Source organism: Methylobacterium phyllosphaerae (assembly GCF_001936175.1).
Taxonomy (GTDB): Bacteria; Pseudomonadota; Alphaproteobacteria; order Rhizobiales; family Beijerinckiaceae; genus Methylobacterium; species Methylobacterium fujisawaense.
Window position 1 is genome coordinate 1446323 of sequence record NZ_CP015367.1, and the last position, 20995, is coordinate 1467317.

General features: G+C 70.4%; 20 protein-coding genes and 1 tRNA gene. 10 read left to right on the forward strand and 11 right to left on the reverse strand.

Going from position 1 to position 20995, the window contains the following annotated elements; genetic code table 11:
- Positions 1-82: 82 nt before the first annotated feature.
- Complete coding sequence (locus MCBMB27_RS06310; protein ID WP_075380083.1) at positions 83-2245, reverse strand: malate synthase G; 2163 nt, start codon at positions 2243-2245, stop codon at positions 83-85.
- Positions 2246-2386: 141 nt separating this feature from the next.
- Between MCBMB27_RS06310 and MCBMB27_RS06315 the strand changes: the two genes are divergently transcribed.
- On the forward strand, positions 2387-3286 hold the full coding sequence (locus MCBMB27_RS06315) for a LysR family transcriptional regulator (RefSeq protein WP_043379578.1): 900 nt from the start codon (positions 2387-2389) through the stop codon (positions 3284-3286).
- 195 nt (positions 3287-3481) lie between these two features.
- Here MCBMB27_RS06315 and MCBMB27_RS06320 read toward each other — a convergent pair whose 3' ends face one another.
- From MCBMB27_RS06320 to MCBMB27_RS06340, 6 genes are all read right to left on the reverse strand, one after another.
- Positions 3482-4291, reverse strand: coding sequence for a class II aldolase/adducin family protein (locus MCBMB27_RS06320; protein ID WP_075380084.1), 810 nt, complete (start codon positions 4289-4291; stop codon positions 3482-3484).
- 515 nt (positions 4292-4806) lie between these two features.
- Entirely contained in the window at positions 4807-6090 is a 1284-nt protein-coding gene (locus MCBMB27_RS06325; RefSeq protein WP_075380085.1) for an amidase, read from the reverse strand.
- A 65-nt stretch (positions 6091-6155) separates the two neighbouring features.
- Complete coding sequence (locus MCBMB27_RS06330) at positions 6156-6935, reverse strand: SDR family oxidoreductase (protein WP_075380086.1); 780 nt, start codon at positions 6933-6935, stop codon at positions 6156-6158.
- Between the two features lie 130 nt (positions 6936-7065).
- A complete protein-coding gene (locus tag MCBMB27_RS30150) occupies positions 7066-7203 on the reverse strand; it encodes a hypothetical protein (protein WP_164706393.1) in 138 nt (45 codons plus the stop codon).
- Positions 7204-7779: 576 nt separating this feature from the next.
- Positions 7780-8274 carry a hypothetical protein gene (locus MCBMB27_RS06335; RefSeq protein WP_043379571.1) on the reverse strand — a complete coding sequence of 165 codons (495 nt, stop codon included), beginning with the start codon at positions 8272-8274 and terminating at the stop codon, positions 7780-7782.
- A complete protein-coding gene (locus tag MCBMB27_RS06340; RefSeq protein WP_083683408.1) occupies positions 8271-8780 on the reverse strand; it encodes a hypothetical protein in 510 nt (169 codons plus the stop codon). The genes MCBMB27_RS06335 and MCBMB27_RS06340 overlap by 4 nt, the downstream gene beginning before the upstream one ends.
- Positions 8781-9002: 222 nt before the next feature.
- On the opposite strand from MCBMB27_RS06340, the gene MCBMB27_RS06345 reads away from it, so the two are divergent.
- Together MCBMB27_RS06345 and MCBMB27_RS06350 are read left to right on the forward strand one after the other, a co-directional pair.
- Positions 9003-9410, forward strand: coding sequence for a hypothetical protein (locus MCBMB27_RS06345; protein WP_236952922.1), 408 nt, complete (start codon positions 9003-9005; stop codon positions 9408-9410).
- A gap of 136 nt (positions 9411-9546) precedes the next feature.
- A complete protein-coding gene (locus tag MCBMB27_RS06350; RefSeq protein ID WP_043379566.1) occupies positions 9547-9801 on the forward strand; it encodes a hypothetical protein in 255 nt (84 codons plus the stop codon).
- A gap of 302 nt (positions 9802-10103) precedes the next feature.
- Here MCBMB27_RS06350 and MCBMB27_RS06355 read toward each other — a convergent pair whose 3' ends face one another.
- The 4 genes from MCBMB27_RS06355 to MCBMB27_RS06370 all read right to left on the reverse strand — a co-directional run bounded on the left by MCBMB27_RS06355 (position 10104) and on the right by MCBMB27_RS06370 (position 11452).
- A complete protein-coding gene (locus MCBMB27_RS06355; RefSeq protein WP_236952923.1) occupies positions 10104-10526 on the reverse strand; it encodes a hypothetical protein in 423 nt (140 codons plus the stop codon).
- Positions 10527-10810: 284 nt separating this feature from the next.
- A complete protein-coding gene (locus tag MCBMB27_RS06360; RefSeq protein ID WP_043345991.1) occupies positions 10811-11014 on the reverse strand; it encodes a hypothetical protein in 204 nt (67 codons plus the stop codon).
- Positions 11011-11268: a hypothetical protein gene (locus tag MCBMB27_RS06365; RefSeq protein ID WP_043379561.1), complete on the reverse strand. Its 258-nt coding sequence runs from the start codon at positions 11266-11268 to the stop codon at positions 11011-11013. The genes MCBMB27_RS06360 and MCBMB27_RS06365 overlap by 4 nt, the downstream gene beginning before the upstream one ends.
- A 109-nt stretch (positions 11269-11377) precedes the next feature.
- Positions 11378-11452, reverse strand: a tRNA-Val gene (locus MCBMB27_RS06370).
- 357 nt (positions 11453-11809) lie between these two features.
- On the opposite strand from MCBMB27_RS06370, the gene MCBMB27_RS06375 reads away from it, so the two are divergent.
- The 7 genes from MCBMB27_RS06375 (at position 11810) to cyoD (ending at position 20982) form a co-directional block, all read left to right on the forward strand.
- Positions 11810-12853, forward strand: coding sequence for a hypothetical protein (locus tag MCBMB27_RS06375; RefSeq protein ID WP_075380088.1), 1044 nt, complete (start codon positions 11810-11812; stop codon positions 12851-12853).
- Between the two features lie 2 nt (positions 12854-12855).
- The gene (locus tag MCBMB27_RS06380; RefSeq protein WP_083683410.1) at positions 12856-15039 is read left to right on the forward strand and encodes a glycosyltransferase family 2 protein; all 2184 of its coding nucleotides are present in this window, start codon (positions 12856-12858) and stop codon (positions 15037-15039) included.
- A 167-nt stretch (positions 15040-15206) separates the two neighbouring features.
- Complete coding sequence (locus MCBMB27_RS06385; RefSeq protein ID WP_043379559.1) at positions 15207-16544, forward strand: MFS transporter; 1338 nt, start codon at positions 15207-15209, stop codon at positions 16542-16544.
- Between the two features lie 112 nt (positions 16545-16656).
- Complete coding sequence (cyoA, locus tag MCBMB27_RS06390) at positions 16657-17868, forward strand: ubiquinol oxidase subunit II (protein WP_075380089.1); 1212 nt, start codon at positions 16657-16659, stop codon at positions 17866-17868.
- Positions 17869-17943: 75 nt separating this feature from the next.
- Positions 17944-19944, forward strand: a complete 2001-nt coding sequence (gene cyoB / locus MCBMB27_RS06395) for a cytochrome o ubiquinol oxidase subunit I (protein ID WP_043346007.1) — start codon at positions 17944-17946, stop codon at positions 19942-19944.
- A gap of 4 nt (positions 19945-19948) precedes the next feature.
- A complete protein-coding gene (gene cyoC, locus MCBMB27_RS06400; RefSeq protein WP_075380090.1) occupies positions 19949-20581 on the forward strand; it encodes a cytochrome o ubiquinol oxidase subunit III in 633 nt (210 codons plus the stop codon).
- Entirely contained in the window at positions 20578-20982 is a 405-nt protein-coding gene (cyoD, locus tag MCBMB27_RS06405) for a cytochrome o ubiquinol oxidase subunit IV (protein WP_043379552.1), read from the forward strand. Before cyoC ends, cyoD begins: the two co-directional genes overlap by 4 nt.
- The last annotated feature ends 13 nt before the right edge of the window (positions 20983-20995 follow it).

Consider the following 20995-nt stretch of genomic DNA (forward strand, 5'->3'; position numbering starts at 1 on the left):
AGTCCTCCTGCGAGGCCCCCGCTGCGCTCCGGCGCCTCGGGATCGGGTCGCGCTCGGGCGGATCGCAGGCCGCGAGACGGCCTCAGGCCGCCCGACCGTCGGCCTGCCGGCGCTTCGCCTCCCGGCGGAACCGGTGCAGCACGAACTCGGTGTAGCCGTTGGGCTGGCGCGCGCCCTCGAACACCAGGGCCTCCGCGGCCCGGAAGGCCGGGCCGTCGAAGCCCGGAGCCATCGGCCGGTAGGCCGGATCGCCCGCGTTCTGGCGGTCGACCACCGCCGCCATCCGCCGCAACGCCGCGTCGACCTGCGCCCGGTCCACGATCCCGTGGCGCAGCCAGTTGGCGATGTGCTGGCTGGAGATCCGCAGGGTGGCGCGGTCCTCCATCAGGCCGACCTCGTGGATGTCCGGCACCTTCGAGCAGCCGACGCCCTGGTCGATCCAGCGGACCACGTAGCCCAGGATCCCCTGGCAGTTGTTGTCGAGCTCCTCCCGGATCGCCTCCGGCGCAAAGGCGCCCTCGGCGAGGGGCAGGGTCAGCATGGCGTCCCGGGTCGCGGGCGCCCGGCCGGCCAGATCCGCCTGGCGGGCGCGGACATCCGTCCGGTGGTAGTGCAGCGCGTGGAGCGTGGCCGCCGTCGGCGACGGCACCCAGGCGGTGTTGGCGCCGGCTTCCGGGTGGGCGCCCTTCGCCTCCAGCATCGCCGCCATCTGGTCGGGGGCGGCCCACATGCCCTTGCCGATCTGCGCGTGGCCCGGCAGGCCGCAGGCGAGGCCGGCATCGACGTTCCCGTCCTCGTAGGCCTTGATCCAGGCGGTCGCCTTCATGGCGTCCTTGCAGACCACCGGACCGGCCTCCAGGGAGGTGTGGATCTCGTCCCCGGTCCGGTCGAGGAAGCCGGTGTTGATGAAGAACAGCCGGTCCGCCGCGGCGGCGATCGCCGCCTTCAGGTTGAGCGTCGTGCGCCGCTCCTCGTCCATCACGCCGATCTTGAGCGTCCGCGGCGCGAGCCCGACGAGGGCCTCGACCCGCCCGAACAGCTCCACCGCGAAGGCGACCTCGTCGGAGCCGTGCAGCTTCGGCTTGACCATGTAGACCGAGCCCGTCCGGCTGTTGCGCAAGGAGCCGGTCCCGTTCAGGTCGTGCAGGGCGATCAGCGCGGTCACCGCCGCGTCGAGGAGCGTCTCGGGGATCTCGGCGCCGTCGAGGGTCACGGCGTCGGTGTACATGTGATGGCCGACATGCCGGACCAGCATCAGCGACCGCCCCGGCAGGGTCAGGCTTCCCCCGTCGGGCGCCGTGTAGGTGCGGTCCGCGGCAAGCCGCCGCTCGACGGTCCGGCCGCCCTTGGACAGGGTGGCCACGAGGTCGCCGCGCATCAGGCCGAGCCAGCTGCGATAGACCGCGACCTTGTCGGCCGCGTCCACGGCGGCGACCGAATCCTCCATGTCCATGATGGTCGAAAGGGCGGATTCCAGCACCACGTCGGCGATGCCGGCGGGGTCGGTGCGGCCGATCGGGCTCGTCCGGTCGATGACGATCTCGACGTGCAGGCCGTTGTGGCGCAGCAGAAGCGCGGTCGGCGCCTCGGGGGCGCCGGTATAGCCCACGAGGTCCGCCGTGCCGGTCAGGCCGGCGCTCCGTCCGGCACCGAGAGCGACGGCGAGGCGGCCGCCCGTCACCGAGAAGCCCACCGCATCCCCCCAGGAGCCGACGCTGAGCGGGGCGGTCGCGTCGAGGAGGGCCTTGGTCTTGGCCACCACGGCGGCGCCCCGGGCCGGGTTGAACCCGGTGCCGGGGGCGAGGTCGCCGTCCTGCGGGATCGCGTCGGTGCCGTAGAGGGCGTCGTAGAGGCTGCCCCAGCGGGCATTGGCGGCGTTGAGCGCGTAGCGGGCGTTCGAGATCGGCACGACGAGCTGGGGCCCGGCGATCTGCGCGATCTCCGCGTCCACGTTCTCGGTGGTCACCCGCACAGCGTCGGGCTCCGGCTGCAGGTAGCCGATCTGCGTGAGGTAGGTCGCGTAGGCGGCCGGATCATGCGGCAGGCCGCGATGGTCGCGGTGCCAGGAATCGATGTCGGCCTGGAGGCCGTCGCGCCGGTCGAGCAGCGCCCGATTGTGCGGTGCGAGGTCGCGGACGATCGCCGCGAAGCCCGACCAGAACCGGTCGGCCGAGAGGCCGGTTCCGGGCAGCGCCTCCTCGGACAGGAAGGTGCGGAGATCCTCGGCGACGACGAGATTCGACATGCGATCCTCTGGGAAATGGGGCGCCGTGCGTCAGAAAAAGTCGAACGGCCCGTGAAATTTTTTTGATCTCACAGCGATAGACCGCTTGGCACCCGCCGAAAAGGCGGCAAAAGGGATTTGATTTTTTCCGCAGCGTTGAGAATGAACGACCAGAGCGACCTGGAGATCTTCGCCCGGGTGGTGCGGACCGGCAGCCTGACCCGGGCCGGGTCGGAACTCGGCCTGTCGGTGGCGGTGGTCTCGAAGCGGCTGAAACGGCTGGAGGAGCGGCTCGCTGTCCGCCTGCTGCACCGCACCACGCGGCGGCTGGCGCCGACCGATATCGGCGCGGCGTTCTTCGAGCGGATCGCCCCGATCGTCGACGCCATCGCGGAGGCCGAAAGCCTCGTCTCGCAGAACGCCACGCGGGCGCGGGGGACGCTCCGGGTGACGGCGCCGAGTTCCTTCGGGCGCCTGCACATCGTCCCGCATCTGGGGGCCTTCTTCGCCCTCCACCCCGACCTCGTGCTGAACCTGGAGCTGAGCGACGATTTCGAGTCCATCATCGAGCGCGGCTACGACCTCGCCATCCGGGTGGGCGCGCTGGAGAGTTCCGGACTGACGGCGGTGCGCCTCGCGCCGGTGCGGCGGGTTCTGTGCGCGCGGCCGAGCTACCTCGATGCGGCGGGGCGACCGCAGACCCTGGACGATCTGCGCGGCCATGTTTGCCTCGCCACCGAGAACCAGAACCCCTGGCGGCTCATCGGACCGGAGGGACCCTGCACGGTCACCGCGTCGGGCCCCCTGCGCACCCATTCCAACGAGGTGGTGCGCGAGGCGGTGATCGGCGGCCTCGGGATCGCGCTCCGCTCCACCTGGGACGTGCACGCGGAGCTGCGCGGCGGGCTCTTGGAGGTGGTGCTGCCCGCCTACACGGCCGCGGCCTCGGCGGGCATCTTCGCGGTCTATCCGAGCCGCGCCTTCGTGCCCGCCAAGACTCGGGCCTTCATCGCGTTCCTGAAGCAGACCTACCGGTCGAGCGGGGCCTGGACGGAGGGGTGAGGGGTGGGCCGAGGGGTGACGCGTCCCCCTCCCCCGCAGAGGCGACCGACGTCACACGGCCGGCGCCGCGCGCTCCGCCTCACGAGGGAGAGGGGACAGGCACTCGTCGCTCACGACTTTGATGGCCGGCGGAATACGGGTGAAACCGCCCGCCCGGAAGCGGGGGCGCGGATCCCACCCGATCGACGTCGCGCCTCACCCCGCCGCGAAGACATCGGGATCGGTCCGCGCCAGCATCCGCTTGAACGCCGCCCATTCGTTGTCGGGCGCTCCCTGGACGACGACGCGGTCGTAGCCGGCGGCGTATTGCCCGGCGGTCTTGGTTGCGATGGCGGCGGAGGGCCGGATCACCGGCGCGCCGGCCGCCTGGATCGCCAACTGCGCTCGGCACGAGCGCTCCATGTTGTGCATCAGCCGGAACGCCTCGCCGACCGTGCGCCCGCAGGTCAGCAGGCCGTGGTTGCGCAGCACCATCACGGGCTTGTCGCCGAGATCGGCCACCAGCCGCTGCCGCTCGTCGAGATCGAGGGCGATGCCCTCATAGGCGTGGTAGGCGACGCGCCCCGTGAACTGCATCGACCACTGGTTCAGGGGCAGCAGCCCCTCCTCCTGACAGGAGACCGCGACCCCCGCCACCGTGTGGGTGTGCAGCACGCAGATCGCGTCGGCGCGGGCGGCGTGGATGGCGCTGTGGATCGTGAACCCGGCCGGATTGATGCCGAGCCCCATCGGGTCCGCGAGCACGTGGCCGTCGATATCGACGGTGACGAGGTTCTCCGGCGTCACCTCCTCGAAGCGCATCCCGTAGGGATTGATCAGGAACCGGTGCCCGTCCCCCGGCAGCCGCGCCGAGATGTGGGTGTAGATGCTGTCGTCGAGGCCCAGCCGATGGATCAGCCGGTAGGCGGCCGCCAGATCGACGCGCATCGCCCGGACCGCCTCCTGAATCCCTCCGCCGGACCCGGCGTCCCGGTCCGCGACGATCGACGGCGTGGCTGCGCTCATGCGACGGCTCCCTGCCGGTCGGCCTGATCGGGATCACCCCCGGCGCGGGCGGTCCCGGTCTCCCGGCGCGGTCGAGCCCCGGAGGACGCGGTTCGGGCCGGGATCGCCGCCAGGGTGCACGATGGGACGCCATCCGGCAATGCGCGGGACCGGGCCGGCCGGCACCGCGGCTCGAGGTGTTCGGGGCCCGCTCCTACCCACGCCCGCCGCGATGCACCGTGACGCGCCTCGGGGCGTCGGTCCGGTTCAGCCGCCGGGAAGCCGGCTTTAGCAACGTTGCGTTCGGGCTTCGCGGCGTCCCGCGTCACCCCGGCGGCGTGAGGTTTGGGCCATGCCCCCGGCGGCGCAGCGCGCGGGGCCGCGATAGTGTGTCCGGATGCGGGGGCGCTCCCGATGGACGGTGGCCGTCTTTGCGAGCGCAGCGAAGCAATCCAGGGTCGCGCCACGTCCACCGAGGTCACGCTGCCCTGGGTCGCTTCGCTGCGCTCGCGATGACGGGAGCGGCGCGGAGCGCCCTACCCCGCCAGCGCCGCCTCGATGCCGGCGCCGAGGGCCAGGAGGCGGCGGTCCTGCCCGTGGCGGGCGAGCAGCATCAGCCCCGCCGGCCGGGCGAGATCCGGCATCGGCAGCGACAGCCCGGTCAGATCGAAGAAATTGCCGAAGGCCGTGTTGCGCAGCATCAGGCGATTGGCGTTCAGGAACGCCGCGTCGTCCGCCTCCAGCGGGGCGGTGAGCGGCGCCGTGGTGGCGGTCGCCGGGAGGGCCAGCACGTCGAGGGGGGCGAGAACCCGGTCGAAGGTGGTGATCAGTTCGGCCCGCCGGCGCATCGTCCGGACGTAGCGCGCCGCCGTCGCGGTCCGGCCGGCCAGGATGCGGCGGTGGACCCGCGGGTCGTAGCGGGACGCCGCGCTGTCCAGCCAGTCGGCATGGATCGCCGCGGCCTCGATCGCCGCGATAGAGCCGTCCGGCATGGCCGCGTCCATCGCGGCGAGGAGATCGTCGATCGGGTGGTCGACGATTCGGGCGCCAGCCCGGGACAGGCAGGCCAGCGCGCGCTCGAAGGCCTCGGCCACGAGCGGCTCCGTCTCGGTGAACAGCAGGCCCCGCGGCACGCCGACGCGCAGGCCCGCGACGGGGAACGCCTCCAGCGGCACGGGCTCCGCGCCCGCCATCACGGCGTCGGCGGCCGCGCATTCCGCCACCGTCCGGGCGAGCGGACCCAGCGAATCGAGGGCGTAGGAGAGCGGGAAGGCCCCGTCCAGCGGCACGCGGCAGGCGGTCGGCTTGAAGCCCACGACGCCGTTCAGCGCGGCGGGGATCCGGACGGAGCCCCCCGTATCCGACCCGATCGCGATGTCGCTGGTCCCCTGCCCCACCGAGACCCCGGCGCCCGAGGACGAGCCCCCCGGGATGCGCGCCGGATCGGCGGCGTTGCCGGGGGTGCCGTAATGCGGGTTGAGGCCGAGCCCCGAGAAGGCGAACTCGGACATGTTGGTCTTGCCCAGGATCACCGCGCCGGCCCGGCGCAGGCGGGCGACCACCGGGGCATCGGCCCGCGCCGGCGCCGCGTCGGCCAGCAGGATCGAGCCGGCGCGCGTCGTCTCGCCCGCCACGTCGAACAGGTCCTTGATCGAGACCATCGCGCCGTCGAGGGGGCCGAGGGAGATCCCGCCCCGGCGGCGGGCGTCGGCGGCGTCCGCCGCCGCGCGGGCCTCGGCGGCGTAGAGCCGGGTGAAGACCGCCTCGTCCCCCTCCCCGATGCGGGCCAGCCGCGCCTCGACGGTCTCGCGTACGCTCATGATCCTCACCGCGCGATGTTGCGGGCCGTCGATGCAAGCGGAGGGCCCGGTCGGGCCCCCGCCCGTCAGAACGTGCCGGGATAGGCGCCGCCGTCCATCAGCAGGTTCTGGCCGGTGATGAACCCCGCCTGCCGGCTGCACAGGAACGCGCAGGCGGCGCCGAACTCGTCGGGGTGCCCGAACCGGCCGGCGGGGTTGGCGCGCGCCCGCGCCTCCAGGAACTCCTCCACGGTGGTGCCCGCCTTGGCGGCGCCGGCTGCGGCGTTGCTGCGGATCCGGTCCGTGTCGAAGGGGCCGGGCAGCAGGTTGTTGATAGTCACCCCGTGCCGCACCGTCTGCCGGGCGAGGCCGGCCACGAAGCCCGTCAGCCCCGATCGGGCGCCGTTCGACAGGCCGAGATGCTCGATCGGCGCCTTCACGGCGCCGGATGTGATGTTGACGATCCGGCCGAACTTGCGGGCGATCATCCCGTCGACGGTCGCCTGGATCAGGGCGATCGGCGCCAGCATGTTGGCGTCGAGCGCCCGGATCCAGGCGTCGCGGTCCCAGTCGCGGAAGTCGCCGGGGGGCGGCCCGCCGGCATTGTTGATCAGGATGTCGGGCTCTGGGCAGGCGGCGAGCGCCGCGGCCCGGCCGGCCTCGGTGGCGATGTCGCCCGCGACGGCGGTGACGGTGACCCCCGTCTCGCTGCGGATCTCCCCGGCGGTCCGCTCCAGGATCTCCGCGTTGCGGGCCGTGATCGTCACCGCGACGCCCTCGCGGGCCAGCGCCAGGGCGCAGCCCCTGCCCAGTCCCTTGCTCGCCGCGCAGACGAGCGCCCGGCGCCCGCTCAAGCCGAGATCCATGGGGAGCCTCCGTGACCGGCCCTCGCCGCGAGGGCATCCGCCGCGTCATAGCCCGCCGGACGCCCCCCGCGGAAGCGATCCGGGACGGGGCCGCGGCCCTCTCAGGCGGTGTTCGGCCGGCGCCCGCCGCTCACCACGTGCGCAGGTCGCGGGCGCCGGGCCCGTCGGGACGCTCCTCCCGCTCCGGGGCGACGAACCCGGCCCACAACAGGGCCACCGCCCCGGTGAGAAGCGGAAGGGACGTGCTGAGGACGAGGCTGAGGGTCACGGCGATCCTGCCAGGCGGACGATGTCGAGACGACGAGGTCAGGCTCTTTTGGTCCGAAAGTTGTTTTCGTGAGCTTAAGGTTGCCGGTCATATTGAAGAGGCCGCGCCAAAATCTGCATGCGCTGCACCGCTCCAGTCACCGACTGCGCGGTCGGGCCTCCCCGTCCGGGCGGAATCTGCGGCCGTGGCGCTCCGCATCGGGATGTCGCACGCCTGTTCGAGGACGGATCCGCGGAGCGACGGACCGGAGGCCGGCTCACGACTGCATCAACCCGCGCGATCCCCAGGCCGACGCGATCCCCAAGCCGGGCAGGCCACGTTCGCGCGCTCCGTCGCGGGGCGGCCTCTCCCCGAGATCTCACCCGTCGTGGATCGCGCCGGAGACGGCCTGTCGCCGCGCCTGTCCGACGCCTGCGTCCGAGATCTGCAACCGGACATCGCCGTGTCTCACGGCCGGATGGTGCCTAGGGCTGGGCGCAGCCTGCGGTCGGTGTCACGGCCCTGCCGGCAACCGCGTCATCCGGCCCGCGCCTGTCGAGCCCGCCGGGGACGCCGGGGGGGCCGCTGCGCGCCGGCTCACGGCTGATCCGCGGCCTCGGACAGGGCGCCGAATTCGCTGACCATGCACTCGTGCATCCGGCGCAGCCACCCCCGCGCTTCCGTCCGCTCGGCCTCGGCCCGTTCGGCCCGTTCGGCCGCCGCACGGGCCTGCGCCTCGGCCTGCTCGGCCCGCTCGAGTGCCGCCCGCAGCAGCGATTCAGCGTGGCGGGCCCGGTCCTCCGCGGCGCGGCGTGCCGTCTCGGCCGCGCGCACCGAATGCTGCGCCTCCCGGACGGACTCGCGGGCGCTCGCCTGCAGGCCGCGGACCCGCGCTGCGACGCCGCGCACGGCGGTCAGGGAGGCCGACCAGTCATCCGCCTCCGCTTCGGCCGCGGGCCCGGCCGAAGCGGCGCCGGAGAACAGGGCGACGACCCGGTCGATCGGCGCGGCGTCGCCGTTGCGAGGCCCGACCGGGTAGGTCAGGGGATGGGACTCCATCGTCTCGGCCCGCGCCCGGGCGGCGCCGCTCATGCCGCCTCCTGATCGGTGAGGTCCGAGAACTCGGACAGGATCGCCTGCTGGACGCGTTCCAGCCATTCCTCGGCCTGCCGCGCCCGGTCCTCGGCGGCGCGGACGCGGGCCTCGGCGGCCCTGGCGCGTTCCTCCGCGGCGAGGACCTGGGCCTCGGCGCGCACCTGTGCCTCGCGCGCCTGCATCTCCGCCGTCCGGGCGCGCTCGTTGGAGGCGTGGATCTCCTCACGCACCTGATCCAGCACCTGTTCGATGCGCGCCTCCCGCTCGCGGGCTTGCGCCTCGATCTCGCGGGCCTGGCGGGCTGCGGCCTGGACCCGGAGGATGAGGGCGTCCCAATCCTGCGGCGAGGCCGGCGGCTTCTGAAGCTCGGCCCGTGCGTGCAGCGACGAGACGACGCGCAGGACGTTGCCGAGGTTGGTTTCGGGCCCGACGCCGGAGTCGCGCTGGGTCTTGTCTGCGGGTCGAAACCGAGGGTCGTTCAGAAGCCTCTGCAGCTCGCTCACGGATCCTCTGCTCCCTCTCGATCCAATTCCGATCCGCCTAGACTGTTTAGAATAGTTAACAAACAATTAAATGCGCTGCTGGCCGATTGTAGAATGTTAACACGATGGGCTCCGCCGCCACGCGGGATCCGGCCCTGGCGATCGAGGCCCCCGCCGCAGGCTCGACCGCGCGGGACGCGCCCGGCCCGGATCCGCGCGGCCGGGTGCCGTCGAACGGACCCGGTGGGCCTGCGCCCCGAGGCCGCTGCCGCGCTGCCGGATGTGACGTTTGATACCGAAATCGCGCGGGGAATGAACGCGAATACAGATCGTCGCAGGACGCGATGGCTGGTTCGTCAGGAGGTCACGATGGCCGAGGAGCGCGTGGACGAGCCCTGGAGGCCTGCCTTCAAGACCGGGCAGATCTTCTTCGGGCGCCCGCTGGAATGCTGCGATTGTCTCATCTGGGAGCTCAGGGCATCCGGTGCGATGATCGAGCTTCATCCGGAGGCGATGCCGCCGCACACCCTGCGCCTGATCTCGATCGCCCTGCTCCTGAACCAGCCGTGCGAAGTCGTCGGGCGCGATGGCCGGAGGATCGAGTTGAGGTTCTCCTCGGGTTTGGACCGCCTGCTCCTGGGGGCGCGATGACGCGGGCGCCCGTCCGGCCTGCGGGCGACCCCGCTCCGCCACGGCCCGTGCTCATCCGACGCCGCAGCCTCCGCCGCGGCCTCCGCCGCGGCCATCCGGGCCCATCGTCAGCGCGATGCACCCGCGCAGGTGCGCCATGACCGCTCCGCAAGTCATCGCCACGGTCGTCTTCCTGACCTCGGTCGGATCGGCGATGGCGCTCGCCCTCATGGCAGGCGCCTCGTCCGCTCTGGACGCGGTGACGCAGACGTTTGATCGCGTGCGGCCGGACGAAACACGCGACCGGACGCGCCGCCGCCCGGACACCCCTACGGCATCGATCCCTGCCGACGGCGCGGCCGACCCCGTGGGCGCTGCGACAGGAAGCCCGGACGCTTCGCCTGCGCTCTGAGAGGCCCTGTTTCGCATCGCCGGACAGGGCCGAAGGGAGACGGGAGCGCATCGCCGTGACCGTGGTCGGGATCCATCGCTCGCCCTGGAGAGCCGCCGGATTGTTTGCGGCCGCCCCCGCGGCTTCGTCGGCCTGTGCGCGGTGCTCGTCCGCCCCACGCTGTTCCGGCGCGGTCCGATGGTGTCCGTGGGGCCGCGCGGGCTCGCTGCGCTACGCGACGCAGCTCAGCGAAACGCCGGTGGCCTGCGCGTGGCGGGCCCGCGGCCCTCGTGATCGCATGCTGCCGCGCGCGCTGCGGTACGCTAACCGACCTTGTCGTCTGGTTCGGTGGGCTCCACGCTCGTACCGAGCGCTCCACCGCGCGGCAAATCCACCGGACCGTGCCCGTCCCGGTTCAATATGCCGCCGTGATCTGGATTGCGCCCGTGGTTCGGGTGCGTCGCCTGCCGCTGGGCCTGTGCCAACTCCCTGTGGGTCGGCAGCGGCCGCCAAGGAGCGGGCGCGGCCCCCAGGCGAAGGGCCGTCGGGGTGCGCGTGAAATACACCGCCAGCACCACCCATGGGACGACGAAGACAACAAATGCGGTGAGACCCATGACGACGCTCCGCGAATCTTTGCCAGCAATAGTGAGAACGCTGTCGGTCCATTGCTGATCCCGCCGGGTCGAAATCAATCTCTGTCGCACCGCAACACAGGTTTCGTTGGTGGACGCGCGATGCCGCATCGCGTCGGCTTGGCAAGATCGGAAGCGGAAACGCCGATACGCCTGACCACGCTCCGTGATTTGGCTCGCGGCGTGCGGAAGCGGGCGGTGCCGCCGCGAAGCACCCGCAAGCCGCCTGCTTGAAGTCTCCGGATCGAACGTCTGGGCCGCCTCGTCAGGCCCGCACCGGGTGGATATCCGCCGGACAGATTTCTGGCGGCTCAACCACACAGGCCGCCATCACGCGTGGGCGAATGCCCTGACGCGGCCGAGCGCCTCGCGGCGATGGGGCCGTCGGCAGGTCGCTACCCCAGCGCGATCAGCATCCAGGTGCGAGCCTTCGCCATCAGTTCCCCATCCCCGGCCGACGGATCGGATGCGATCACGCGGCCGATGATCTGGCGGGCGTCCGTGCCACTCATCCCGATTCCCTGCGCGAAGCCGCTCAGGCGCTGCATCAGGCGATTGGCGGTGGCTTCGCGATCCAGATCGGCCTCGGGCTCGCTCATCCCTTCACCGGGTGCGCCAGCAGGATCGCGGTCCGGACCATGGTGCGCGTCCAGGCCGGCGTGTCGGTGGTGAGCGCATCGGCCGCATGGGCGTGCGTTCGGATGGTCACGACGAGGTCGAGGCTCCAACCCTTCGCAAGCGGGTACGCGTCGGTAGCGAGGTCGGCCGGCACCGCGTCGACCGCAGCATCGATCTCCTGATCGGTGACCTCAGCGGCTTTCCGGACTTCGGAGACGGTCGGGTCGGTGGCCACGCGAACCTGCGGCTGATGTCCGCTGAACCCGCCTCAGATTCGCCGAACCTGAGGGACCCGGTAGAAAACCGTCTTCGGTCAAAAAACCATCCAACCTCGCTCGGTTAGATGGTGGGCGCGACAGGGATCGAACCTGTGACCCCTACCATGTCAAGGTAGTGCTCTCCCGCTGAGCTACGCGCCCGGGCCGGAGCCGTTCTTGCTCCGGTGGGCGGGGCCTATAGCGGCTGGCCGGCGAGGGCGCAAGCAGAACCTGCATCGTGGATCGGAACGATCGCGCCCGGCCCGGGCACCGGACGACCGGATCGCGACGGGGCCGGACTGCATCGGTGATGTCTGGCAAGGGTTTGCGGGCAAGGGTTTGCGGGAAAAATCTTCGGGCCGGTTCAATCGACCGGCTCGGATGCGGTTCGAGGCCGAAGCCGGCCCTGGTGCACGCCGGCGGAAAAATGCGCTATGGCCCTGCCGCTCGGCATCAGGCCGTGCCGCGACACATGGCGGACACAGGGCGCCGGCATGCCGCCGCCTCACGCTTCAGGACATGCGCTACTTCATCGACCACGATCAGGGTGTTGCGATCCGCGGCTGGATCGTGCCGGACAATCCCCTCGCCATCAGCCGGGTCGTGGTCGCGGTCGACGGACGACGCGTGGCCGAGGTCCCGGCCAGCGTCATCGACGAGGCCTTCAAGCGCAACGGGTGGCATGCCACCGGGCAATGCACCTTCGTGGTCACGGAGGCGGAGGTGCCGGGGCTGACGGAGATCCCGCGGCTCGAATTGTACGATGCCGACACCAACGTGATGGTCTATCGCCGCGTGCCGCCCGAGGGGCTGGTGCGGTTGCGGACCATGCTGATCAACACCGGCATCGAGCCCGAGACCGTCCTCCAGACGGCGCTCTTCCCGCATTTCCAGCATTGCTATTTCGGCATCCATAAGCTGCCGGACGAGATTCTCACCTGCGTCCTGACCGGACCGGCGGCCCCGTCGGCCTTCCTGTCCGGCGCCGTGACCGTCCCGCGCTACGAGAACTTCCTGACGCCGGACCTGATGATCACCGCCATCCTGCTGCAGGAGCCGCAGATCGAGATGGCGACCCGGATGCGCTGGCTGAAGGCTCGGGCCGGGGATGCCGCCGATCCCGCGCGCAGCTGGCGCCTGGGCCCGCTCGCCGAGGCCGCCGCCTTCGCGGAGGGGTACGACTTCTCCGACGTGAAGAGCCTCAAGCGCTTCTTCCGCATGCTGCCCGAACCCGCCTACCGGCTGCTCTACAATCCGCTGACCCGCCAACTCGGGACCCGCATGCCGGACGACCGGCTGCATCCGGGCAACTCCATCGCGGCGATCGAGATTCTCGCCCGCGTCGGGATCGTCGGGCACAAATCCCGGTTCCCCGCCTTCGCATCGACGCTGTTCGACCGCCTGGGGATCGCCAAGCCGATCCCGGCCCTGCCCCCGGTGCCGGCCGAGACGATGGCGCTCGCCGAGCGCCTGAAGGCCGTCAAGGCGGTGGAAGACATGATCGTCTTCGATGTCGCCATGTCGGATGCCGTGAAGGCCTCGGTCGACAAGAGCTGGAGTTGAGGGTGCCTGCGTCCGGGGCGGAGGTGCCCGAATTCCAGCCCCTGCCGGCGCAGCTCACGGGGCTCTGGCGCAAGCGGCGCGACCTCGCGGCGCGGGCGGCCTCGGACGGCCTGCGCGTCGCCCTCCCGGGCCTCGCGGGCCGCTGGGTCGAGATCGTCCTGTCCAACGACCCGGCCGAGGGCCGCGACACCCTCCCGGACATCAGCTTCGTCGGACCGGACGGACGCCCGGGCACGGTGCTGCCCCAGGAGGCCCGGGGCGGGGGCGCCTTCGCGTGGATCGGCCGCCTGCCCGAGGACGTCGTCGCGTTGCGCGTCGCCGATCCGGCGGGACGGGTCCCGGTCCGGCTGCGTCGGATCGCCGTGCATCGTCTCGCCCGGCCGATCCTGGCCGCGCGCGGTCTCCTGCGCGATCCCGGCCTGACCGCCCAGGCGCTCGCCTGGCGGATCCTCGGCAAGAAGGTGCGCGCCCGTGGCTTCCTCGGCCGGGCGCTGCGCCACCGGCGCGTCAGCGGCTACGAGGCGTGGCTCGGAACCCACAGCCTGCGCCGTGCGGAGCGGGACGGGATCGCCGCCGAGATCGCCGCCTGGACCGATCCGCCGCTGATCTCCGTGCTGATGCCGGTCCACAATCCCGACCCGAAGGTGCTGCGGGCGGCCCTGGCGTCGCTGCGCGCGCAGCTCTATCCCCACTGGGAATTGTGCGCCGTCGACGACGCCTCCACGCGCCCCGAGATCCCGCGGATCCTGAGCCGGGCGGCCGAGGCCGACCCGCGCATCCGCGTCCTCACCCGGCCGGAGAACGGCCACATCGCCCGGGCGACCAACGACGCGCTGGGCATGGCCCGGGGCGCGGTCTGCGCCTTCATGGACCACGACGACGCGCTCACCGAGGACGCCCTCTACGAGGTCGCCCGGGCGCTGCGCCGCGATCCGGACCTCGTGCTGATCTACAGCGACGAGGACAAGATCGACGGGCGCGGCCGCCGGTTCGACCCGCATTTCAAGGCGTGCTTCGACCGCGAGCTACTCTACGCCCAGAACTACATCAACCATCTCACGGTCGTGCGCACCGAGGCGCTGCGCGCCGTCGGCGGCCTGCGTCCGGGCTTCGAGGGGAGCCAGGACCACGACCTGCTGCTGCGACTCACCGACGGGCTCGATCCCGGCCGCATCCGCCACATCCCGCGGGTGCTCTATCACTGGCGCGCCGCGCAGGGCTCCGGCACCTTCTCCGACCGGTCCCTCGCCCGGGCGGAGGCCGCGCGCCTGCGCGCCCTGGAGGAGGTCGTGGCCCCCTGGGGCGGCCGGGCGGAGCGCGGTCCCGGGGGCTTCAACCGCCTGATCCGGCCGCTGCCGGCGCCGCCGCCGCGGGTCTCCGCGATCATCCCGACCCGGGACCGGGCCGAGATCCTGTCGGTGACCCTCGACGGCTTGCTCGGCGCGACCGACTACCCCGACATCGAGGTGATCATCGTCGACAACGACAGCCGCGAGCCCGAGACCGCCGCCCTGTTCGCCCGCTACCGGGACGATCCGCGGGTGCGCGTCGTGCCGGTGCCGGGCGCCTTCAACTTCTCGGACCTGTCGAACCGCGGCGCCGCCGCGGCCACCGGCCCGGTGCTCCTGTTCCTCAACAACGACATCGAGGTGCTCGAGCCCGGCTGGCTCGCCGAGCTGGTCCGCCACGCGGTGCGGCCGGAGATCGGGGCCGTCGGGGCGAAGCTCCTCTATCCGGACCACACGATCCAGCACGGCGGCATCGTCCTCGGGATCGGCGGCGTCGCGGGGCACAGCCATCTCGGCGTCGCGGACGCGGATCCGGGCTATTTCTGCCGCATGGTCATCGCCCACGAGGTCTCGGCGGTCACCGGCGCGTGCCTCGCCATGCGGGCCGATGTCTTCGCGGCGGTCGGAGGCTTCGACGCCGAGGCCCTGAAGGTCGCCTTCAACGACGTCGATCTCTGCCTGAAGATCCGCCGGGCCGGCTACCGGATCGTCTGGACGCCCTTCGCCAGATTGATTCACCACGAGTCGAAGAGCCGCGGGGCCGAGGACACACCCGAGAAGCGGAAGCGCTTCGAGGGCGAGGTGCTGACCATGCTGGACCGCTGGGGTCCCGAGCTGCGCGCCGACCCCTATTACAACATCAACCTGTCACGGAATTCGGCGCATTACCGGGTGTGAGCGGTCCACGCCCCGTGGCGCCGCCGATGGCCGCGACCACCGGTGCTATGCATGCGTCAGTGGGTGAACTTGCGTCCGGAGCCGGTTGCGATACCTCTGGACATGCCGCATGAGGCGGTTCCGGCCAAGGCGACCCCATAGGCGCGCGGCGAGGGCGGCAGCCAACAATGAGTTCGAATACCCCAATGGCCTCGGCCACGATCCTGGAGCGCGACGCCCAGCAGGCGGTGGGAGACCACAAGGTCCATCCCAACGAGATCGCCATCGGTGTGGTGATCGGACGCGCGTCCGAATACTTCGACTTCTTCGTCTTCGGCATCGCCTGCGTGCTGGTCTTCCCGAAGGTGTTCTTCCCCTTCGTCGACCCGCTGAAGGGCACGCTCTACGCCTTCTCGATCTTCGCCCTCGCCTTCATCGCCCGGCCGCTCGGCACGGTGCTGTTCATGGCGATCGACCGGCGCCACGGGCGCAGCGTCAAGCTCACCACGGCCCTGTTCCTGCTGGGCGGCTCGACGGCGGCGGTGAGCTTCCTGCCGCGCTACGACAGCATCGGCATCGCGTCGGTCTACATCCTGGCCGGCCTGCGGATCCTGCAGGGCCTCGCGCTGGGCGGCGCCTGGGACGGCCTCGCCTCGCTGCTCGCCATGAACGCCCCGCGGGAGCGCCGCGGCTGGTACGCGATGATCCCGCAGCTCGGTGCGCCGCTGGGCTTCATGGTGGCCAGCGCCCTGTTCGCGTTCTTCATCGTCAACCTCGACGAGGCGGACTTCATCGACTGGGGCTGGCGCTTCCCGTTCTACTGCGCCTTCACCATCAACGTGGTCGCCCTGTTCGCCCGGCTGCGCCTCGTCGCCACCGAGGAATTCGCCCGGATGATGGACCTCGACCGGCTGCGTCCGGTCCCGGCCCTCGAGCTGTTCCGCCACCATGCGGGCGACGTGATCCGCGGCGCCTTCGTGCCGCTCGCGGCCTTCGCGCTGTTCCACCTCGTGACGATCTTCCCGATCGCGTGGCTGGCGCTGAACAGCACCACCCGCTCGCCCGGCGAGTTCCTGATCGTGCAGTTCTCCGGGGCCATCGTCTGCGCCGGCGCGGTCGCCGCCTCCGGTCTGATCGCCGACCAGATCGGCCGCCGCAACGCCCTGATCATGAGCGCCTCGCTGATCGGCTTCTTCGCCATCGGCAGCATCATCGCGCCGCTCCTGTTCGGCGAGAGCGCCATCGGCCAGACGATCTACGTCACGATCGGCTTCATGCTGCTCGGGCTCGCCTATGGCCAGACCGCGGGCGCCGTGACGGCCCGGCTGGGCAACCGCTACCGCTACACCGGCGCCGCGCTCACCTCCGACTTCGCGTGGCTGATCGGGGCCGGCTTCGCGCCGCTCGTGGCCCTGTTCCTGTCGCAGCGCTACGGCTTGGCGATGATCGGCGTCTACCTCCTCTCCGGCGCGGTCTGCAGCCTCGTGGCCTTGTTCACCGACCGGTCGGAACTGCGCCAGATGTAGTCGGCGGGCGGCGGCGCAGGCCGCCCGATCCGCCCATCGCTGACAGGAACGCCGCCTCGCGCGGCACGGCAGAAGCGCCGCGCAAGCGGCCTGGGATGACGAGACGCGTGCTGTGACCTCTACGACCCATCGACCGGACAGGACCGACACCGCGACCCGCCGAGGCGGCCGCGGGCGGCGCCTCCTGCCGCTCCTGACCCTGCCGCTCATGACCCTGCTCGGCGGCTGCAACTTCGTCGTCATGCAGCCGGCCGGCTACGTGGCCGAGCAGCAGCGCAACCTCGTGCTGGCGGCGACCGGGCTGATGCTCCTGATCATCGTCCCGGTGATCGCCTTCACGCTGATCTTCGCGTGGCGCTACCGCGCCACGAACGAGGACGCGGTCTACGATCCCGAGTGGCACCACTCGACGCAGCTCGAGGTGCTGATCTGGACGGCGCCGCTGATGATCATCATCGCGCTGGGTGCCCTGACCTGGATCGGGACACACACCCTCGATCCGTTCCGGCCGCTCAGCAAGATCGACACGAAGCGCGACGTCCCGGCCGGCACGGTGCCGCTGGAGGTCGAGGCGGTGGCCATGGATTGGAAGTGGCTGTTCCTCTACCCGCAATACGGGATCGCCACGGTCAACGAGCTGGCCGCGCCGGTGGACCGGCCGATCCGCTTCAAGATCACCGCCACCGACGTGATGAACACGTTCTACGTGCCGACCCTCGCCGGCATGGTCTACGCCATGCCGGGCATGCAGACCCAGCTCCACGCGGTGATCAACCGGGAGGGCGCCTGGGAGGGCCGCTCGGCGCATTACAGCGGCGCCGGCTTCTCGAACATGTTCTTCAAGTTCCACGGCCTGGCCAACGACAAATTCGACCAGTGGATCGCCAAGGCCAAGGCCGAGGGCGGCGAGCTCACCCAGGAGGCCTACCTGAAGCTCGAGGAGCCGAGCGAGGCCGAACCGGCGCGGTTCTACAAGTCCTACATGAAGGGCCTCTACGACCGGATCATCGGCATGTGCCCCCGGCCCGATCAGATGTGCGTCGGCGAGATGGTGAAGATCGACGCGCAGGGCGGCGCCTCCGGCGCGGAGGCGGAAGAGAACTACAAGCGGCTCCGGTACGACAACCGCCTCGCCGAGCGCGGGATCGAGGGCCCCGGCGCCACGTCGCCGGCCTCGGAGACCGGCCCGCACGGCCAGACGCAGCCCCAGGGCATGAAGCCGCGGCCCGATATGGGCAACCCGGACGTCCGGAGCCAGAAGGCGCCGGACAGCCAGGGCCAGAGCGAGGGCGAGCAGATCGCGCCCAAGCAGCTGAACCAATGATTCCGCGCGTGATGCCAGCGGAACCCACACACAAGACCGGCGGTCGCCGTCGAACCCACTGAACGGGCCGATCCCATGTTCGCAAACCTGGACCTACAGCAGCTGCTCGTCGGACGATTTACGATCGAGCAGATCCCCTATCACGAGCCGATCCTGCAGGGGACCTTCGCCGGCGTGGCCGTGGTCGGCCTCGCCGTGCTCGGGGTCATCACCTATTACCGCTTCTGGGGGCCGATGTGGCGTGACTGGATCACGTCGATCGACCACAAGAAGATCGGCATCATGTACTGCATCTTCGCGGGCGTGATGCTGCTGCGCGGCTTCGCCGACGCGATCCTGATGCGCTCGCAGCAGGCGGTCGCCTTCGGCGACCAGCAGGGCTTCCTGCCGCCGCACCACTACGACCAGATCTTCACCGCCCACGGCATGATCATGATCTTCTTCGTGGCGATGCCGTTCGTCACGGGACTCATGAACTTCGCGGTGCCGCTGCAGATCGGCGCCCGCGACGTGGCCTTCCCGTTCCTGAACAATTTCAGCTTCTGGATGACGGTGGCCGGCGGCATGCTGGTGATGGTCTCGCTGTTCGTCGGCGAGTTCTCCCGCGCCACCTGGCTCGCCTACCCGCCGCTCTCCGGCGCCGCGATGAGCCCCGGCGTCGGCGTCGACTACTACATCTGGGCGCTGCAGATCGCCGGCATCGGGACGCTGCTCTCGGGCATCAACCTGATCGCCACCATCGTGAAGATGCGGGCGCCCGGCATGACCATGATGAAGCTGCCGATCTTCGTCTGGTCGTCGCTGTGCACCAACATCCTGATCGTGGCCGCCTTCCCGATCCTCACGGCCGTTCTCGCGATGCTGTCGCTCGACCGCTACATCGGCACGCATTTCTTCACGAACGACCTCGGCGGCAACGCCATGCTGTACTTCAACCTGATCTGGATCTGGGGTCACCCGGAGGTCTACATCCTGATCCTGCCGGCCTTCGGCGTGTTCTCGGAGATCACCTCGACCTTCTGCGGCAAGCGCCTGTTCGGCTACACCTCGATGGTCTACGCGCTGGTGGTGATCACCATCCTCGCCTACCTCGTGTGGCTGCACCACTTCTTCACGATGGGCTCGGGCGCGGACGTGAACTCGTTCTTCGGGATCACGACCATGATCATCTCGATCCCGACGGGCGCGAAGATCTTCAACTGGATGTTCACGATGTACCGCGGCCGGATCCGGTTCGAGGTGCCGATGATGTGGGTGGTGGCGTTCATCGTCACCTTCGTGATCGGCGGCATGACCGGCGTCCTGCTCGCCGTGCCCCCGGCCGACTTCGTGCTGCACAACTCGCTGTTCCTGATCGCGCACTTCCACAACGTGATCATCGGCGGCGTGCTGTTCGGCATGTTCGCCGGCGTGACCTTCTGGTTCCCCAAGGCCTTCGGCTTCAAGCTCGACGACTTCTGGGGGAAGGTCGCCCTCGGGTTCTGGGTGACCGGGTTCTACGTCGCCTTCATGCCGCTCTACGTGCTCGGCCTGATGGGCGTGACCCGGCGCATGCAGCACTTCGACGACCCGTCGCTGCAGATCTGGTTCGTCATCGCCGCCATCGGCGCGGCGCTCATCGCCTGCGGCATCGCCTCGCAGATCATCATGTTCGTGGTTTCGATCCGGAACCGCGACAAGCTGCGCGACCTCAGCGGCGATCCGTGGGGCGGCCGGACCCTCGAATGGTCCACCTCTTCGCCGCCGCCGGACTACAACTTCGCCTTCACGCCGGTGGTCCACGATTCCGATGCGTGGTGGGACATGAAGAACCGCGGCTTCGACCGTCCCCTCAAGGGCTACAAGCCGATCCACATGCCCAAGAACACCGCGACCGGCGCGATCCTGGCGGGGCTGAACTTCGCCTTCGGCCTGGCCATGGTCTGGTACGTCTGGTGGCTGGCGGCGCTCACCTTCGTGGCGATCTTCGTCGTCGCGATTGCCCACACCTTCAATTACAATCGCGACTACTACATTCCCGCCGACGTCGTCAGTCGGACGGAAGGTCAGCGGACGCGCGAACTGGAGATGGCGTGATCCGATGATGCACGCGGAGACTGCACCCCCCGGCGCCGCGGCGCCGGTCTTCTACCAGACCGACGAGGAGGGCCATCATTCCGAGGGCTCGACCATGCTCGGGTTCTGGCTCTACCTGATGAGCGACTGCCTCATCTTCGCGACCCTGTTCGCGACCTACGGGGTGCTCGGGCGCAGCTTCGCGGCCGGCCCCACCCCGAAGGAGCTGTTCGACCTGCCCGGCATCGCGGTGAACACCGCCATGCTGCTGTTCTCGTCCATCACCTACGGCTTCGCCATGCTGGAGATGGACCGGGACCGGGTGAAGCAGACGCAGATCTGGCTCGCCATCACCGGCCTGTTCGGCGTGGCCTTCGTGGCCCTGGAGATCCGGGAATTCGTCCACCTGTTCCACGAGGGCGCGCCGCCCTGGCGCAGCGCGTTCCTGTCGTCGTTCTACACCCTGGTCGGGACCCACGGCCTACACGTCTCCATGGGCATCCTGTGGCTCGTCGTGCTGATGGTGCAGGTCAGCAGGCGCGGCCTGATCGTCGAGAACAAGCGCCGGCTGATGTGCCTGTCGATGTTCTGGCACTTCCTCGATCTGATCTGGATCGGCGTCTTCACCGTCGTCTACCTGATGGGAGTGCTCGAATGAGCGCCGACGCACACCGCCTCACCGGCCACGGCCAGGACACGCACGATGCGCACGCCCACAGCGAGGGCGGGCACGGCAGCTTCCAGAGCTACATGACGGGCTTCGTCCTGTCGGTGATCCTGACGGTGATCCCGTTCTGGCTGGTGATGGGCAACGTCCTCGACAACAGCCTCGTCACCACCCTGGTCATCCTGGCGCTCGGCGGCGTCCAGATGGTCGTGCACGTCATCTATTTCCTGCACATGAGCACGAAGTCGGAGGGCGGCTGGACCTTCATGGCGCTGATCTTCACCATCACGCTGGTGGTGATCATGCTCGCCGGCTCGGTGTGGGTCATGTACCACCTCAACCACAACATGATGCCGATGGATGCCCACGACGTCATGAACAACGCCCGCTGAGCGCGCGTCCGCA